The 15,346-nt window shown below is 67.9% G+C and carries 14 protein-coding genes; 6 read left to right on the top strand and 8 right to left on the bottom strand.

The features are described from left to right. Window positions 1-38: 38 nt before the first annotated feature. The 7 genes from FN976_RS09840 to FN976_RS09810 are packed head-to-tail and all read right to left on the bottom strand — an operon-like array spanning window position 39 to window position 8,351. Window positions 39-842 (bottom strand): enoyl-CoA hydratase/isomerase family protein, encoded by an 804-nt coding sequence (locus FN976_RS09840; RefSeq protein ID WP_145892847.1) that lies wholly within the window; start codon window positions 840-842, stop codon window positions 39-41. Window positions 843-882: 40 nt separating this feature from the next. Then, window positions 883-1,743, bottom strand: coding sequence for a MaoC/PaaZ C-terminal domain-containing protein (locus FN976_RS09835; RefSeq protein WP_145892846.1), 861 nt, complete (start codon window positions 1,741-1,743; stop codon window positions 883-885). Window positions 1,744-1,754: 11 nt separating this feature from the next. Further along, complete coding sequence (locus FN976_RS09830; protein ID WP_145892845.1) at window positions 1,755-2,675, bottom strand: SDR family oxidoreductase; 921 nt, start codon at window positions 2,673-2,675, stop codon at window positions 1,755-1,757. A 45-nt stretch (window positions 2,676-2,720) separates the two neighbouring features. Next, entirely contained in the window at window positions 2,721-3,875 is a 1,155-nt protein-coding gene (locus FN976_RS09825; RefSeq protein WP_145892844.1) for an acyl-CoA dehydrogenase family protein, read from the bottom strand. Continuing rightward, window positions 3,872-5,059: an acyl-CoA dehydrogenase family protein gene (locus tag FN976_RS09820; protein ID WP_145892843.1), complete on the bottom strand. Its 1,188-nt coding sequence runs from the start codon at window positions 5,057-5,059 to the stop codon at window positions 3,872-3,874. Before FN976_RS09820 ends, FN976_RS09825 begins: the two co-directional genes overlap by 4 nt. Window positions 5,060-5,113: 54 nt before the next feature. Beyond that, window positions 5,114-6,280, bottom strand: a complete 1,167-nt coding sequence (locus tag FN976_RS09815) for an acyl-CoA dehydrogenase family protein (protein WP_145892842.1) — start codon at window positions 6,278-6,280, stop codon at window positions 5,114-5,116. Between the two features lie 19 nt (window positions 6,281-6,299). Beyond that, complete coding sequence (locus tag FN976_RS09810) at window positions 6,300-8,351, bottom strand: FAD-dependent oxidoreductase (RefSeq protein ID WP_145892841.1); 2,052 nt, start codon at window positions 8,349-8,351, stop codon at window positions 6,300-6,302. 169 nt (window positions 8,352-8,520) lie between these two features. Between FN976_RS09810 and FN976_RS09805 the strand changes: the two genes are divergently transcribed. From FN976_RS09805 to FN976_RS09795, 3 genes are read left to right on the top strand one after another with little or no spacing between them, the layout of a single operon-like run. Next, window positions 8,521-9,222 carry a transglutaminase-like domain-containing protein gene (locus FN976_RS09805; protein ID WP_145892840.1) on the top strand — a complete coding sequence of 234 codons (702 nt, stop codon included), beginning with the start codon at window positions 8,521-8,523 and terminating at the stop codon, window positions 9,220-9,222. Next, window positions 9,219-10,139, top strand: a complete 921-nt coding sequence (locus FN976_RS09800; RefSeq protein ID WP_145892839.1) for an alpha/beta fold hydrolase — start codon at window positions 9,219-9,221, stop codon at window positions 10,137-10,139. The genes FN976_RS09805 and FN976_RS09800 overlap by 4 nt, the downstream gene beginning before the upstream one ends. Continuing rightward, a complete protein-coding gene (locus FN976_RS09795; RefSeq protein ID WP_145892838.1) occupies window positions 10,136-11,647 on the top strand; it encodes an AMP-binding protein in 1,512 nt (503 codons plus the stop codon). The genes FN976_RS09800 and FN976_RS09795 overlap by 4 nt, the downstream gene beginning before the upstream one ends. An 8-nt stretch (window positions 11,648-11,655) precedes the next feature. Here the strand turns inward: FN976_RS09795 and FN976_RS09790 are convergent, their stop codons facing one another. Continuing rightward, on the bottom strand, window positions 11,656-12,444 hold the full coding sequence (locus FN976_RS09790; RefSeq protein ID WP_186510806.1) for an SDR family NAD(P)-dependent oxidoreductase: 789 nt from the start codon (window positions 12,442-12,444) through the stop codon (window positions 11,656-11,658). 65 nt (window positions 12,445-12,509) lie between these two features. Between FN976_RS09790 and FN976_RS09785 the strand changes: the two genes are divergently transcribed. From FN976_RS09785 to FN976_RS09775, 3 genes are read left to right on the top strand one after another with little or no spacing between them, the layout of a single operon-like run. Continuing rightward, window positions 12,510-13,679 (top strand): acetyl-CoA acetyltransferase, encoded by a 1,170-nt coding sequence (locus tag FN976_RS09785; RefSeq protein ID WP_145892836.1) that lies wholly within the window; start codon window positions 12,510-12,512, stop codon window positions 13,677-13,679. Window positions 13,680-13,695: 16 nt separating this feature from the next. After that, window positions 13,696-14,097, top strand: a complete 402-nt coding sequence (locus FN976_RS09780) for a Zn-ribbon domain-containing OB-fold protein (RefSeq protein WP_145892835.1) — start codon at window positions 13,696-13,698, stop codon at window positions 14,095-14,097. A 14-nt stretch (window positions 14,098-14,111) separates the two neighbouring features. Next, a complete protein-coding gene (locus tag FN976_RS09775) occupies window positions 14,112-15,344 on the top strand; it encodes an acyl-CoA dehydrogenase family protein (protein WP_145892834.1) in 1,233 nt (410 codons plus the stop codon). Window positions 15,345-15,346 lie beyond the last annotated feature (2 nt).

Below are 15,346 nucleotides of genomic sequence, written 5' to 3'. Positions count from 1 at the left end.
GCGTGACTCCTGTGACGTGTTGCGGTGCCGCGGTGGGCTCAGACCTTGGCCGACGGGAAGTTCGCGGCGCGCTTCTCGCGCACCGCGGCCACGCCTTCCTTCACGTCGTCGCCGAAGAAGCACAGCATTTCCATGGCCAGCGAGCTCTCGAAGATCGGGCGCGCCATGTGCATCCACCCGTTGAGCGAGCGCTTCGTGAAGCGGATCGCCTGCTGGCTGCCCGAGGCCAGCTTGTTGGCGACTTCCATCGCCTTGTCCATCAGCTGCGCGCGCGGCACGCACAGGCTCACCAGGCCGATGCGCTCGGCTTCCTTGCCGGACACGAATTCAGCCGTCATCAGGTAGTACTTGGCCTTGGCCATGCCGCACAGCAGCGGCCAGCAGATCGCGGCGTGGTCACCCGCGGCCACGCCGAGCTTGACGTGGCCATCGGTGATTTTGGCCTCCTCGGCCATGATGCTGATGTCGGCCATCATCGCCACGGCCAAGCCGGCGCCGACCGCCACGCCGTTGATCGCCGAGATCACCGGTTTCTCGCAGGCCATCACGTTGTAGACGATGTCGGAGGCCTCGTTCATCACGTTGCCGATGGTCGCGGGGTTGCCGACCATGTCGTTCACCCAGTTCAGATCGCCGCCGGCCGAGAACGCCTTGTCGCCGGCGCCGGTGATGACGACCACCTTGGTCTTCGCGTCGTCGTTGGCCACGCCCCACACCTTGGTCAGCTCCCAGTGCAGTCGCGCATTGGTGGCGTTCATCACCTCGGGGCGGTTGATCGTGATCAGCAGGATGCCGTTGGGCTTGTGGTCGAATTGAAGGAACTGGAAGTCGGAGTAGTTCATGGTGGAGTCCTGTTGGAAAAATGGAAGATGCGTCCGTGGCTCAGCGCAGTGTGGCCCGGCCGTTGTTGAGCACAACGACATCACGCTCGACGACGCGCGCCCGGAACGACACGACGATGCCGCCGTCGAGCCAGACTTCGGTGCGGATCGTCTCGCCGGGATAGACCGGTGCCGAGAAGCGCGTCGCGATCGATGCGATGCGCGCAGGATCACCTGCGCCAGCCGCCTGGGTGAGCGCCCAGGCGGCGATGCCGTAAGTGGCCAGGCCGTGGAGGATGGGGCGCTCGAATCCCGCGGCGCGGGCCAGGGCGGGTTCGGCGTGGAGCGGGTTGTAGTCGCCTGACAGGCGATAGGTCAGGGCTAGCCCGGTCGGGGTCTTGCGATCGACGATCTGGTCCGGCGCTCGGGTCGGCATCTCGTGCACCGGCTTGGACGGTCCGCTCGGCCCGCCGAAGCCGCCGTCGGCGCGGCAGAACGTGGTGGAGCCGAGCGTGGCGATCAGCTCGCCGCTGGCGGCGTCGGTGATGCGGCGTTCGGTGTAGATGAGCGCGCCCTTGCCCGTGCCCTTGTCGACGATGCCGATGACCTGGGTGCGGCCGATCACCTCGCCCTCGGGCGCCGGGTGGCGGTGGATCGTCAGGCTCTGCTCGCCATGTACCAGGCGCACGGCGTCAACGCCGGTGGCCGGGTCCTTGAGCCACATGCCGGGGTAGCCGAGTACCACCGGCAGCGTCGGCAGCGCGACCAGATCCTTCTCGTAGACATAGCGCAGTTCGCCCTCGTCGGTGGGGTCGGCGCCCAGCCCCAGCCCGAGCGCATAGAGCATCGTGTCGCGCCGGGTGTAGCGATGGCGCACGTCCTCGAACGGCCAGGCCATCAGCTTGTCATAGTTGATCGCCATGACGTTCGCCTTCAGACCGGGTCCCAGGAGAACACGATGTTCGAGCTCTCGAGCGGGAAGAAGTTGGGCTTCATCGCCGGCAGCACCCTCTCGGCAATGGTCTCGGGCGTCCAGCCTTCAGAGGTGTGCATGCCGCGCACCGGGCGCGGCTGGCTCATCAGGAAGATCTCGTTGCCGCGCACCGCGAAGATCTGCGCCGTCACGTCGGCGGCTGCATCACTGGCGAGGAAGGCCGCTACCGGGGCGATTTGTGCCGTGTCGAGCTTCTTGAGCTTCTCGACGCGCGCCTGCTGTTCCGGCGTTTCGGTGGGAATCGAGCCGATCATGCGGCTCCAGGCGAAGGGTGAAATGCAATTGGAGCGCACGTTGTAGCGCTTCATGTCGCCCGCGATCGAGCGCGAAAGGGCCACGATGCCGAGCTTGGCCGCGCCGTAGTTGGCCTGGCCCAGATTGCCGATCAGGCCCGAGGTGGATGTCATGTGCACATAGGCGCCCGACTGTTGCGTCTTGAAGTGCGGTGCCGCGGCGCGCGAGACGTAGAACGTGCCGTGCAGGTGGACGTCGATCACGGCGTGCCACTCTTCGATCGACATATTGAAGAACAGCCTGTCACGCAGGATGCCGGCGTTGTTGACGACGATGTCGATGCGGCCGAAGGTGTCCGCGGCGCACTGGATGATGCGGTTAGCCGCCTTCCAGTCGGACACGCTGTCGGTCGAGAGCGCAGCCTCACCGCCGCCGGCCTTGATCTCGTCCACCACCTGCTGTCCGGGGCTGGCGTCGCTGCCTTCACCGCTGACCGAAGCGCCGATGTCGTTGATGACGATCTTGGCGCCCTGGGCCGCCATCTGCAGCGCGATGTCGCGGCCGATGCCGCGGCCCGAGCCGGTGATCACTGCCACTTTGCCTTCCAGCATCGTGCCTTTGTTCATGGTCCCAATCTCCTGTCTCGTTGAATGAAGTGCATGCGCCCGTTGTCAGGCCGGCAGCTGCAGCACGCTGGTGGCCAGAATGTTGCGCTGGATCTCGTTGCTGCCGCCGTAGATGGTGGCCGGCCGGGCGTTGTAGAAGGTGGTCAGTACATCGATGCTGCCGCCCTCGATCTCGATGTCGCCCGGCGTGCCGCCGCTGGCACCGGCAATCTCGACCAGCAGGTTGGCCAGACGCGAATAGGTCTCGGTGGCGAAGACTTTCAGCATCGACACGTCGGGACCCAGCGTCTCGCCGCGTTTGACCTGGTCGACGAAACGGGTGTAGAGCGTGCCCAGATCGGCCACGTCCAGCGCCAGCTGTGTGTAGCGATCCGTGAACACGGGGTCGTCGAACAATCCCAGCAGTTCGGCCGCCTCGCGCACCCGGGCCAGCGCGTACTGGCTCTGCTTGGGGCTGCCGAGGAAGATGCGTTCGAAGCTGAGAAGCGCCTTGGCAATCGTCCAGCCCCGGTTCAGCTCGCCGACGCGCTGGCTGCGCGGGACGCGCACGTTGTCGAGGAAGACCTCGCAGAAGTCCTCGTTGCCGGCGATGTTGCGGATCGGGCGCACGGTGATGCCCGGCGACTTCATGTCGGCCAGCAGGAAGCTGATGCCCTCCTGCTTCTTCGCCGCCTTGTCAGTGCGCACGAGCAGGAAGATGTGCGTGGCGTCCTGGGCCAGGGTGGTCCAGGTCTTCTGGCCGCTGACGATGAAGTCGTCGCCGTCTTCCACGGCCTCGGTGCGGAGGCTTGCCAGATCGGAACCCGAGTTGGGCTCGGAATAGCCCTGGCACCAGATGTCCTCGCACGCCAGGATGCGCGGCAGGTAGTGCGCGCGTTGTTCGTCGCTGCCGTGCTGGATGAGCAGAGGGCCGACCATGGAAATGCCCATGTCCGGCGCTCGGGCGATCCCGTGCCGCTCCTGCTCCTCGATGAATGCGATCAGCTTTCCGGGTGCCAGGCCCATGCCGCCGTAGCGAGCCGGCCAGCTCGGCGCCAGCCAGCCCTGGGCCGAAAGTTGGAGCGTCCAGTCGCGGATCTCGGCCCAGCGCAGGCGGCGTTTGGGGTAACGCAGGTCTTCGGGGTAGTTGCGCTCGAAGAAGCTGCGCACCGTGGCGCGGAAGTCCTCGGTATCCAGGCTGTTCCAGTCGGTGGTGTTCATTCAGCGGCTCCCGACTGAGGTGCATCGTGACGGCTCAGGGCCGCGAAGCGGCGCCGTTGGACGCCAGCGTTGCCCAGCCAGGCCGACAGCACCAGCGTGCGCTGCACGTACAGGCCCAGGTCGCAGTCGTCCGTGACGCCGATGGCGCCGTGCAACTGGACCGACTCGCGGGCGATCGTCAGCGCCGCCTCCGAGCAGCGCGACTTGACACGGGCGCCGAGCAAGGCCCGCTCGCTGCCCGTGCAGCCACGGTCGAGTTCGGCCAGCGCCTGGGCCACGAGGGCGCCACTCAGCTCCTGCTGGATCAGCATGTCCACCGCGCGGTGCTGCAAAGCCTGGAAGCTGCCGATCGGCTTGCCGAACTGCTTGCGCGTGCGCAGGTAGTCCAGCGTCATCGACAGCATCCGCCTGGCAACCGACACCAGTTCGGCGCCGGTCAGCACCAGCGTCTCGTCGTAGGCCGCGGCGAGCGCGGCGGCGGCGTCCGGGCCCATGGCCAGCAGGTGGGCCTCTGGCACGGCGACGTTGTCGAACTGCAGGCGCGCGGCGAACGTGCCATCGGCGAGCCGGTCCAGGTTGCTGACCAGCCCCGGGCATTGCGCGGGCAGCCAGACCAGCGCCATGCCCTCCGGCGATGAAGCGGTGACGATGTAGCCGGTGGCTGCCGCGCCCGGCCGCACGTGACGCTTGCCCCCGCGCAGCACGAGCTTTGCACCCTCGCGAACACAGACCGTGGCCGGTTCGGCAGGGCGGCCACTAACGTCGAAGCTGGCGGCGCCGGAGGCGTCCTCCTGCCAAGCCACGGCGGGCATTGCTCGACCAGCGGCCATCTCCGCGAGTAGCGCGTGTGCCGTCGCGCCGCCCGCGCAACTTTGCAGCAGGCGGCCTGCGAACACCAGCACCGGCGTCACGGGCTCGGGTGCGGCGTGTGCTGCCAGAGCGGCTGCCACCTCGGCCATCTCGGCGAAGCCCTGTCCGTAGCCGCCGGCGGACTCGGGCGCCAGCAGCCCGGTCCAGCCCTGCGTTGCCATGGCATTCCAGAAGCGCAGGTCGAAGCCCGGCGCCTTCGCGCGCAAAGCGCGCGCGCGCGATGCAGGTGATTCCTTGCTGGTGAAGGCGAAGGCACTGGAACGCAGCATCTCGAGTTGCTGCAGGCGGTCTGTATCGGCGATGACGGCGGACATGGGGCGGCGTGCGGTGGCGTAGCGTTGTTCGGTAGTGAGCGGGCCAATACGGGGTCAATACGACTTGGGCAGGCCCAGCACCTTCTCGGCGATGAAACACAGGATCAGTTGCGGGCTGATGGGGGCTACGCGCGGGATCAGCATCTCGCGCAGGTAGCGCTCGACCTGGTACTCCTTGGCATAGCCGAAGCCGCCCAGCGTGGCCATGGCGCGTTGACAGGCGTTGAAGCCGGCCTCGGCCGCCATGTACTTCGCGGCATTGGCGTCGGCGGCGCAGTTCAGCTTCTGGTCGTATTTCCAGGCACCGCGCATGGCCATCAGCCAGGCCGCCTCGAGTTCCATCCAGGACTGCGCCAGCGGGTGCTGGATGGCCTGGTTTTGGCCGATCGGGCGGTCGAAGACGATGCGTTCGTTGGCGTACTTGACGGCCCGCTCCAGCGCCGCCTGGCCCAGGCCGACGGCCTCGCCGGCGATCAGGATGCGCTCGGGGTTCATGCCGTGCAGGATGTACTCGAAGCCGCGCCCTTCCTCGCCGATGCGGTCCTCCAGCGGCACCTTCAGCCCGTCGATGAACAGCTGGTTGGAGTCGACTGCCTTGCGACCCATCTTGTCGATCTCGCGCACCTCGACGAACTGGCGGTCGAGGTCCGTGTAGAACAGGCTCAGGCCGAGTGTCGGTTTTGCGCAGTCCTCGGCAGGGGTGGTGCGCGCCAGGATCAGCATCTTGCTGGCCACCTGGGCAGTCGAGATCCAGACCTTCTGGCCCGACAGGACGTAGTGATCGCCTTGGCGTTCGGCGCGGGTCTTGAGTTTGGTGGTGTTCAGACCGGTGTTGGGTTCGGTGACGGCGAAGCAGGCCTTTTCCTTGCCGGCGATGAGCGGCGGTAGCATGCGGCGCTTCTGGGCATCGCTGCCGAATACGACGACCGGCTGCAGGCCGAAGATGTTCATGTGCACAGCCGAAGCCCCCGACAGCCCGGCGCCCGAGCGCGCGATGGCGGTCATCATGACCGTCGCTTCGGTGATGCCCATGCCGCTGCCGCCGTATTCCGTCGGCATGCAGATGCCCAGCCAGCCGCCGGCGGCGAGGGCGTTGTACAGCTCGTGGGGGAACCCGCCATCGCGGTCGCGCTGCAGCCAGTAGTCGTCGCCGAAGTTGGCGCAGATGCGGCCGATGGCCTCACGGATGGTTTCGTGTTCGCGGTTGTCGCTGAAGTCCATGGGTCGCGGGTCTCTGGGTCTAGAAGGTCATGGCCAGGCGTGTGCCCCGGGCGATGGCACGCAATGCATCCAGTTCGGCGGCAAGCTCGGCGCCGCCGATGACCTCGGGTGCCAGCCCCCGGCTTCGCAACGAGTCGGCCAGCGTGGTCTCGGACTCCTGCCCGGCGCAGATGACGACGGTGTCGACTTCCAGCACACGGGTTTCGGTGCCGACGCGCAGGTGCAGCCCGGCGTCGTCGATGCGCTCATAAGTGCAGCCCGACAGGGTCTGCAGCCCGCGCTGTTCGAGCCGGGCGCGCAGCGCCCAGCCGGTCGACAGGCCGAGCGTGCGGCCCGGCTTCTCCGGTTTGCGCTGCAGCAGCGTGACGCTGCGCAGCGGCCGGGGTGCCTGCGGCGGCTTCAGGCCGCCGGGCGCGTCGGGCGCGGTGTCGACGCCCCACTCGGAGAAGAACGCGCCGACGCCCTCGGCGGCGCCGTGGTCGGCACCATTGGGCGCCAGCTCGTGAAGCAGGTACTCGGCCACGTCGAAGCCAATGCCGCCCGCGCCGATGATGGCCACGCGAGGGCCCGCCTGCCTGCGCCCTGAGAGCAGGTCGGCATAGCCCACCACCTTGGAATGGCCCAGGCCTTCGATCTGCGGGGTCCGGGGACGCACGCCAGTGGCCACCACGATATGGTCGAATTTTGCCGACGCCAGTTCGGCCGCGTCCGGCCGCTGGCCGAGGCGCAGTTGCACGCCCTCCTGCGCGACGCGGACTTCGAAGTAGCGCACCAGCTCGTGGAATTCCTCTTTGCCAGGCACCGCGCGCGCCAGATTGAGCTGGCCGCCGATGGACGGCGCGGCCTCGTACAGCGTCACCTCGTGGCCGCGCTCCGCCGCGGTCACCGCGCAGGCCAGCCCGGCCGCCCCGGCGCCGACGACCGCCACGCGCAGCCTGCCCTTGGGCGCCGGCATCTGCAGGAATTCCAGCTCGCGCCCGGCGCGCGGGTTGACCAGGCAGGACGTTGGTTGGCCGGTGAAGATGAAGTCCAGGCAAGCCTGGTTACAGGCGATGCAGGTATTGATGGTGTCCGGTCGGCCGGCCGCCGCCTTGCGCACGAAGTCGGAGTCGGCCAGGAAGGGCCGGGCCATCGACACCATGTCCGCGTCGCCGCTGGCCAGGATCTCCTCGGCCACGTCCGGGGTGTTGATGCGGTTGGAGATGATCAGCGGAATGCCGATGGCGCTCTTGATGCGTGCCCCGGCGAAACGAAAGGCGGCGCGCGGCACCAGGTAGGCGATGGTCGGGACTTTGGCCTCGTGCCAGCCGAACCCGGTATTGATGGCGTCGGCGCCGGCGGCCTCGACGGCCTGCGCCAGCGCAATGACCTCGTGCGCCGGTGCGCCGCCCTCCACCAGGTCGAGCGCCGACAGGCGGTACATGATCAGGGCGCCGGGCCCCAGCCGCTGGCGGGTGCGGCGCACGATCTCCACCGGCAGGCGGTGGCGGTTGGCCATGCTGCCGCCAAACTCGTCGGTGCGGTTGTTGCAGCGCGTGGTGGTGAACTGGTTGATGAAATAGCCCTCGGAGGCCATCACCTCCACGCCGTCGAAGCCGGCTTGCATCGCCAGTTCGGCACAGTTCACGAAATCGTCGATCGTTTGCCAGACCTCGGCGGTGCTCAGGGTGCGCGGCACGCGGCGGTTGATCGGCGAAGGAATGTTCGACGCGCCGACGAGTTGTGCCGTCTTGCCGTAGCGTCCGGTGTGCAGCACCTGGAGCAGGATCTTCCCGCCTTCGGCATGGACGGCCTGCGGGATGGGCCGCAGCGCATCGGCTTGTTCCGGTGTGATGAGCTGGGGGCCGTGGTCGTCGAGCAGGGCCTCCACGTTCATGGCGAAGCCGCCGGTCACAATCAATGCGGCGCCGCCGCGTGCGCGTTCGGCGTAAAAAGCGGCGAGCCGCTCGACGCCGTGCTCCAGACCGTCGAGGCCGGTGTGCATCGAACCCATCAGGGTACGGTTGCGCACGGTGTGGGCACCGAGTCGCAGCGGTGACAGGAGGGTCGTGAATGCAGAGGGGGCGGTCATGGAAGAGTCAGTATCCCACAGCTAACTAACGTACGTTCGATGATATAGTGGATCTCGGTCCGGCGACGATCGCCTGGCCCTAGGGTTTCCACGCCCCGGGTGCCAGCCGCTGGCGGCGAACGGTGCGATGCTCCTCAACAACACCTGCAAGAACTCATCAGGTCCCGACATGACTGCCGCTGCCTACGAACCCGCCGTCCCCACCACCGACTACCTGACGCCGGGGCGCTTTGTCGACAGCGACCATCCGGCAGTGCAGGCTTTCGCGCACGCCCATGCTGACGCCGCGATGACACCACGTGATATTGGCGTCAAGCTCTACTACGCCGTCCGCGATGGCTTCCGCTACGACCCTTATCACTTCGACATGTCGGAGGTTGGTCTCAAGGCCAGTCAGGTGGTGGAGAGCGGGCGTGGCTTCTGCGTACCCAAGGCGACCTTGCTGGCCGCTGCGGCGCGCGTGCTCGGTGTGCCGGCCCGCCTGGGCTTTGCCGACGTGCGCAACCACCTCACCAGCCCGCGGCTGCGCGAGATGATGACGACCGACGTGTTCGCCTACCACGGCTACACGGAGTTGCTGATCGACGGCCGCTGGCTCAAGGCCACGCCGGCCTTCAACCTGAGCCTGTGCCAGAAAGCCGGCGTCAAGCCGCTGGAGTTCGACGGCAGCGCCGATTCGATCTTCCACGAGTTCGACAACCAGGGTCGGCGCCATATGGAGTACATCAGCGACCGCGGCGCCTATGCCGACGTGCCGCGCCAGGAAATGCTGCAGGCTTTCGAACGCCTGTACCCCAACTACAAGACGTGGATGCTGCACACGGCCAGTGCCGATTTCGAACGGGACGTCCACCCAGACGGCGTGAAATGACCCCGTCCGTGGAATCGCCTGCATCGGTACGGCATGAATTCCCCGGCTTCGACGGGGGCCCCTGGGTGGCCGACATCGCCGGCCCGAGTCGCGCACCCACGGTCTTGTTGCTGCATGGCGGTGGCCAGACCCGGCATGCCTGGGGCGGCACGGCGCTCGCCATGGCGCAGGCCGGCTGGCGCTCCGTCGCGCTGGACCTTCCAGGGCATGGCGAGTCGGCCTGGTCGGCGCAAGGGGACTACCGCATCGAGACCATGTCGCGCGACATGGCCCGCTTCTGCCAGGCGCTTGGGTCGCCGCTCGCCTTGGTGGGTGCCTCGCTGGGCGGCATGATCAGCATGGCGATGAGCGCGCGCAGCGACGCGCCTGCCATTGCTGCCCTGGCCTTGGTAGACATTGCGCCGCGCGTCGAGGCCAAGGGTGTTGACCGCATCGTCGAGTTCATGCGCGCGCATCCGGAGGGCTTCGCCACGTTGGAGGATGCGGCGCGCCACATCGCCCACTACCGGGGCCGCCCTGTCACGACCCACCCGCGCGGATTGCAGAAGAACCTGCGGCTGAATCCGGCGGGGCGCTGGACCTGGCACTGGGACCAACGCTTGATGAACGACGAGAACCACAACCACCGCAATGATCCGGGGTTCTTCGAACGCGCCTTGGCGCGGTATGCAGGCCCGCTGATGCTCGTGCGCGGCGGGCGCAGCGATGTGATCAGTCCGGCGGGCGCGAAGCAGTTCCGGCAAACGTTTCCGCAGGCCCGATTCGTCGCGCTGCCCGGCGCAGGGCACATGGTGGCAGGCGACGCCAACGATGCCTTCACGGCCACGCTGATCGATTTCCTGCGGGAGGTCATGCCGCCAGCGCCGCCTGAGCCATCCACCACTTCTTCCGCCGCCAAAGGAGAACGCGCGCCGTGACTCTCAGATCCTTTACCCTCCACGACCAGATCGAACGCAATGCCTTGCTGCACGGCAGCTGCACGGCTTTCGTCGCCGACGGGCAAACGCTCTCCCACGCGCAGTACGCCGCGCGCGTTGCGAGCCTGGCCGGCGGCTTGGCCGGTGCAGGGCTCACGGTGGGCGATCGCGTCGCGATCCTGGCGCACAACGGCCAGGCCTATGTCGACCTCGTTGGCGCCGCAGCGCGTCTGGGTGCCGTCGTGGTGCCGATCAATTGGCGCCTTTCCGTCGAGGAAGTGGCGTATGTGCTGGCGGATACCACGCCCAAGGTGCTGATCGTCGCGCCGGAGTTGCAGCCGCTGGTGGCTGGTGCCGACCTCGCTAGTGTGCGCAAGTACACCACCGGCCCGGAGGCCGGCGTGGATTGGGCGGCGCTGGCAAGCCTGTATCTGGAGTGCGCTGCCCCGCCGCCGGCCGAGATCGGTGACGATGCCGGACTGTTGATCGTGCACACCGCCGCCGTCGGCGGACGGCCACGCGGCGCGGTGCTGTCGCACCGCGGCCTGCTGGCAGCGGCGGCTAAGTCGGTGCACGCCTGGCACCTGACTGCCGCCGACGTGCAGGTCGGTGTGCTGCCCCTGTTCCACCTCGCCGGCATCGGGATGACGCTGGCCCTGATGGTCGCCGCTGGCGCCACGGTTCTGCTTCCGCGCTTCGATCCCAAGGCCGTCGTGGGGCTCATCGACGAACAGCGTGGCAGCGTCATGGGGTCGTTCCCGCCGATGCTGGGCGCGGTGCTTGACGCAGCTGCGGCCGCGGGATCCAAGCTCCGGGGTCTGCGCATCATGACGGGCATCGATGCGCCGGACACGCTGGCGCGCTTCGCGGCCGAATGCCCGGATGCCAGCTTCTGGGTCGCATATGGTCAGACCGAGACCTCGGGCTCGGTGTCTACGTCCCGCTATGCCGACCGACCGGGCAGCGCGGGTCTTCCGGTCGGGCAGCACACCGTGGCCATCGTCGACGACGAAGACCGGTCTGTCCCCCCAGGCACTGCGGGCGAGATCGTGGTGCGCGGGCCGATGGTCTTCAACGGCTACTGGAACTGCGACGCCGACAATGCCGTCACGTTCCGCTGCGGCTGGCATCACACCGGCGACATGGGCCGCTTCGACGCCGACGGCTACCTCTGGTACGTCGGCCGCTCGCCCGCCAAGGAATTGATCAAGCCAGGCGGCGAGAACGTCTACCCTGCCGAGGTCGAGCGCGCATTGCTCGAGCATCCGGCGCTGATCGAGGCGGTCGTGTTCGGGGTGCCGGATGCACAGTGGGGCGAAGCGATTAAGGCGGTCTGCGTCCTCAAGTCCGGCCAGACGCTGGCCGCCGACGCGCTGATCGAGTTCGTCGGCCAGCGTATCGCACGCTACAAGAAGCCCAAGCACGTCGTTTTCGTCGCCGCGCTGCCGAAGACGGCCGCCGGCGGCACCGACCGAGTGGCCGTCAAGGCCGCGCATGCCGCGGCCTGACGGCAATGTCAGCCCGGTGTGCTCAGCCCGCCGTTGACGCTCAGCGTCTGACCGGTGATGGCATCCGACTCCGGGCCGGCGAAAAACGCCGCGGCCTGCGCGATGTCGGCGCAGTGCACCGGAAACAGCATGCGCTTTCTCAGGTTGTCGATCATCCCCTGGCCGTGCGCACCGGCCAATGCGGGCGAGCCGCCGCCCCAACGCGGTTCGGCGTCCCAGATGTAGCTCATCGCCACGGCGTTGATGCGGATGCCGTCACGCCCGAGTTCGCGCGCCAGCACCCGGCACATCTGCATCATGCCGCCCGTGGCGCCACCGATGAAGGACTCGCCCACAGTGGCAACGCGCCCGGCATCGGTGCCGATGGCCACGATCTTGCCGTGGCGCTGCGCGCGCATCGCCGCCGCCGCGGCCTGGATGGCGTGCGCGCGGCTCAGCCAGTGCGAACGGATGTAGGTCTCGAAGTCGGCTCCCTCCATCTCCATGAACAACTTGAAGGCCAGGGAGTCGCTGCTGGCGCCGGCGCCGCTAGCCACCAGCACGTCGAGCCGGCCGTGGCGTTGCACGATGCGTCCGACCATCGCCCGCACCGCCTCGCGGTCCGTCAGATCGGCGGCTTCGAATTCGGCGCGGCCACCGGCGCTTTGGATCTCGTCGACCACGGCATGGCCGCTGTGGGCGTTGCGGCCATTGACGACAACGTGGGCGCCGCGGCGCGCCAGTTCCAGCGCCGCGGCGCGGCCGATATAGGCCGTGGCACCGGTGACGAGGGCAATCCGATCTTGAAGAGTTTTCATATTAGTCCTATCGTGTGACCTAACGATTGTTTGGTTCAATGGCATTGTCAAGGAGTTCGAGGTCGATGGGCAAACCTGAAGCAGTGATCGTCGGCGTCGCCGACGCAGCCTTGAGAGACGGCAAGGTGCTGACGCCGATGTCGGTGCTGCAACTGCAGGCACTGGCGGCGCGAGATGCATTGGCCGACGCCGGCATCCCGATGAGCGAGGTCGACGGCCTGCTCACGGCCGGGATGTGGGGGGTGCCGGGGCCAGGGCAACTGGCCACGGTCACGCTGTCCGAGTACCTGGGCATCGTGCCGCGCTTCGTTGACGGCACCAACATTGGCGGCTCGGCTTTCGAGGCCCATGTGGCACATGCGGCCATGGCCATCGAGGCCGGGCGCTGCGAGGTGGCGCTGATCACCTACGGCAGCCTGCAGCGCAGCGAGGCCAGCCGCAACCTGGCGGGGCGGCCTTCCGTGCTGACCATGCAATACGAGACGCCCTGGGGCATGCCTACGCCGGTGGGTGGCTACGCGCTGGCGGCGATGCGCCACATGCACGAGTTCGGCACGACCCCGGAACACCTGGCCGAGATTGCCGTGGCCACGCGCAAGTGGGCGGCGCTGAACCCGGGTGCGACGAATCGCGGGCCGCTGTCGATCGACGACGTGTTGAACAGCCCAATGATCTCGGACCCGCTGCACCTGCTCGACGCCTGCCTGGTCACCGACGGCGGCGGCGCCATCGTCATGACCACCGCGGCGCACGCGAAGGCGCTGGGCCGCAAGGCCGTGCACGTGCGCGGCTACGGCGAGGCGCACACCCACTGGACCATCGCCGCGATGCCCGACCTGGCACGCCTGACGGCCGCCGAGGCGGCCGGACGCGATGCCTTCGCGATGGCTGGAATCGGCCACGAGGCCATCGACGTGGTGGAGGTCTACGACTCGTTCACCATCACCGTCCTGCTCACGCTCGAGGCCCTGGGCTTCTGCAAGCGCGGCGAGGGCGGGGCTTTCGTCGCCGGCCAGCGCACGGCGCCGGGCGGCCCGTTCCCGCTCAACACCAACGGCGGCGGACTCTCCTACGCCCATCCCGGCATGTACGGCATCTTCCTGCTGATCGAGGCCGTGCGCCAGTTGCGCGGCGAGTGCGGCGAGCGGCAGATCAAGAACGCCGTCACCGCCCTCGTCCACGGCACCGGCGGAACGCTGTCGAGCGGCGCGACCTGCATCCTCTCCACCCGCTAAGCAGCAGACGATCACCATGTACGACAAGCCCCTGCCCGTGGTCGACCCCGAAAGCGCACCTTACTGGTCGGCGCTGAAGGACAAGCGCCTCATCCTCAAGTACTGCCGCGATTGCGGGCGGCACCACTTCTACCCGCGCGCGCTGTGTCCGCATTGCCATTCCGACGCGCTGGAGTGGACCAACGCCCGCGGCACCGGCAGAATCTACAGCTTCACCATCGCCCGGCGCCCGGCCGGCCCGGCCTTCAAGGCCGACGCGCCCTACGTAGTGGCCGTGATCGACCTGGACGAGGGCGCGCGCATGATGACCAACATAGTCACCGACAACGTCGAGGCGGTGCGCATCGGCCAGCGGGTGGCGGTGCATTTCGACGCCGTCACCGACGACATCACGCTGCCCAGATTCAAGCTGGCCTGACAAGGCGCGTCTTCATGAATTTCGACATCGAGCCCGACACCACGGCCATCGCCGAGGCCGTACAGCGCTTCATCGAGCGCGAGGTGCTGCCGCTGGAAGCCCGGCACCAGTCCGTGCTGGGCAGCGAGCGCACCCTGTTCCAGGCCGACGGCCGCTACGTGCCCGAGGCGCTGGCGCTGCGCCGCCAGGTGCGAATGCGCTCGGCCGAACTCGGCTACTACAACCTGTTCGGCGACGAGAAGCTCGGCGGCGCCGGCCTGGGCGCGCAGGTGATGGCCCATGTGCAGGAGGCCATCAACCAGCGCTTCGGGCCGGGGCATCCGCTGATCCAGACCGTGGTGCTGCCATCGCCGTTCACCAACGGCCTGTCGCCGGTGCTGCGCCACCTGGACGCCAGCGTCTTCGAGCTCTACCGCGACGGCATCACCAGCGGCGACAAGACGCTGTGCTTTGCGCTCAGCGAGCCCGACGCAGGCTCCGATGTGTTCGCGATGAAGACGCGCGCCGTGCGCGACGGCGAGCACTGGGTTCTCAATGGCACGAAGCAATGGATCACCAACTCGCCGTATGCCGACCACGCGATGGTGTTCGCGCTGACCGACCTCGAGGCGGCGGCGCAGCACAAAGGCGGCGTGACCGGCTTCTTCGTCGACACCCGCTCCCCCGGTTTTTCCGTGCCGCGCCTGATCAATACCGTCGGCCACCTGGGTGGCGACACCGGTGTGGTGGTGCTGGACAACGTGCGCGTGCCCGATGACAACCGACTTGGCGCGGTCGGCCGCGGCCTCGCGGTGGCGATGGACGGGGTGAACGCCGGGCGCATGGGCATGGCCGCCACCTGCCTGGGCCTGGCGCGCTGGGCGCTGGACCAGGCCATCGAATACGCCAAGGTGCGCAAGACCTCGGGCGTGCCGATCGCCGAACATCAGGCCATCCAGTTCATGCTGGCCGATTGCGCCATGGACATCTACGCCGCCAAGTCGATGATCCAGAACTGCGCCTGGCGCATCGACCAGGGTCTGCCGGCCACCGCGCAGGTCAGCATGGTCAAGGCGTTCTCCACCGAGATGCTGGGCCGGGTGATGGATCGCAGCATCCAAGTGCATGGCGCGATGGGCCTGACCAACGAGCTGCGCATCGAGGAAGGCTACCGCTTCGCCCGAGTGATGCGGATCCCCGACGGCACCGCCGAAATCCAGCGCCGCACCATCGCTCGCCAGTTGCTGGCCGGGCGCGGCGAGCTGTAGAC

It is taken from the genome of Caenimonas sedimenti (assembly GCF_007833165.1).
Taxonomy (GTDB): domain Bacteria; phylum Pseudomonadota; class Gammaproteobacteria; order Burkholderiales; family Burkholderiaceae_C; genus Ramlibacter; species Ramlibacter sedimenti.
The sequence above is the reverse complement of the archived record's forward strand: the minus strand, read 5'-3'. Positions and strand labels throughout refer to the sequence as shown.

Excerpts from the sequence above, each read along its gene's own strand:
- FN976_RS09840 (WP_145892847.1), bottom strand. The coding sequence starts at position 842 with ATGAACTACTCCGACTTCCAGTTCCTTCAATTCGACCACAAGCCCAAC.
- FN976_RS09835 (WP_145892846.1), bottom strand. The coding sequence starts at position 1,743 with ATGGCGATCAACTATGACAAGCTGATGGCCTGGCCGTTCGAGGACGTG.
- FN976_RS09830 (WP_145892845.1), bottom strand. The coding sequence starts at position 2,675 with ATGAACAAAGGCACGATGCTGGAAGGCAAAGTGGCAGTGATCACCGGC.
- FN976_RS09825 (WP_145892844.1), bottom strand. The coding sequence starts at position 3,875 with ATGAACACCACCGACTGGAACAGCCTGGATACCGAGGACTTCCGCGCC.
- FN976_RS09820 (WP_145892843.1), bottom strand. The coding sequence starts at position 5,059 with ATGTCCGCCGTCATCGCCGATACAGACCGCCTGCAGCAACTCGAGATG.
- FN976_RS09815 (WP_145892842.1), bottom strand. The coding sequence starts at position 6,280 with ATGGACTTCAGCGACAACCGCGAACACGAAACCATCCGTGAGGCCATC.
- FN976_RS09810 (WP_145892841.1), bottom strand. The coding sequence starts at position 8,351 with ATGACCGCCCCCTCTGCATTCACGACCCTCCTGTCACCGCTGCGACTC.
- FN976_RS09805 (WP_145892840.1), top strand. The coding sequence starts at position 8,521 with ATGACTGCCGCTGCCTACGAACCCGCCGTCCCCACCACCGACTACCTG.
- FN976_RS09800 (WP_145892839.1), top strand. The coding sequence starts at position 9,219 with ATGACCCCGTCCGTGGAATCGCCTGCATCGGTACGGCATGAATTCCCC.
- FN976_RS09790 (WP_186510806.1), bottom strand. The coding sequence starts at position 12,444 with ATGAAAACTCTTCAAGATCGGATTGCCCTCGTCACCGGTGCCACGGCC.
- FN976_RS09785 (WP_145892836.1), top strand. The coding sequence starts at position 12,510 with ATGGGCAAACCTGAAGCAGTGATCGTCGGCGTCGCCGACGCAGCCTTG.
- FN976_RS09780 (WP_145892835.1), top strand. The coding sequence starts at position 13,696 with ATGTACGACAAGCCCCTGCCCGTGGTCGACCCCGAAAGCGCACCTTAC.
- FN976_RS09775 (WP_145892834.1), top strand. The coding sequence starts at position 14,112 with ATGAATTTCGACATCGAGCCCGACACCACGGCCATCGCCGAGGCCGTA.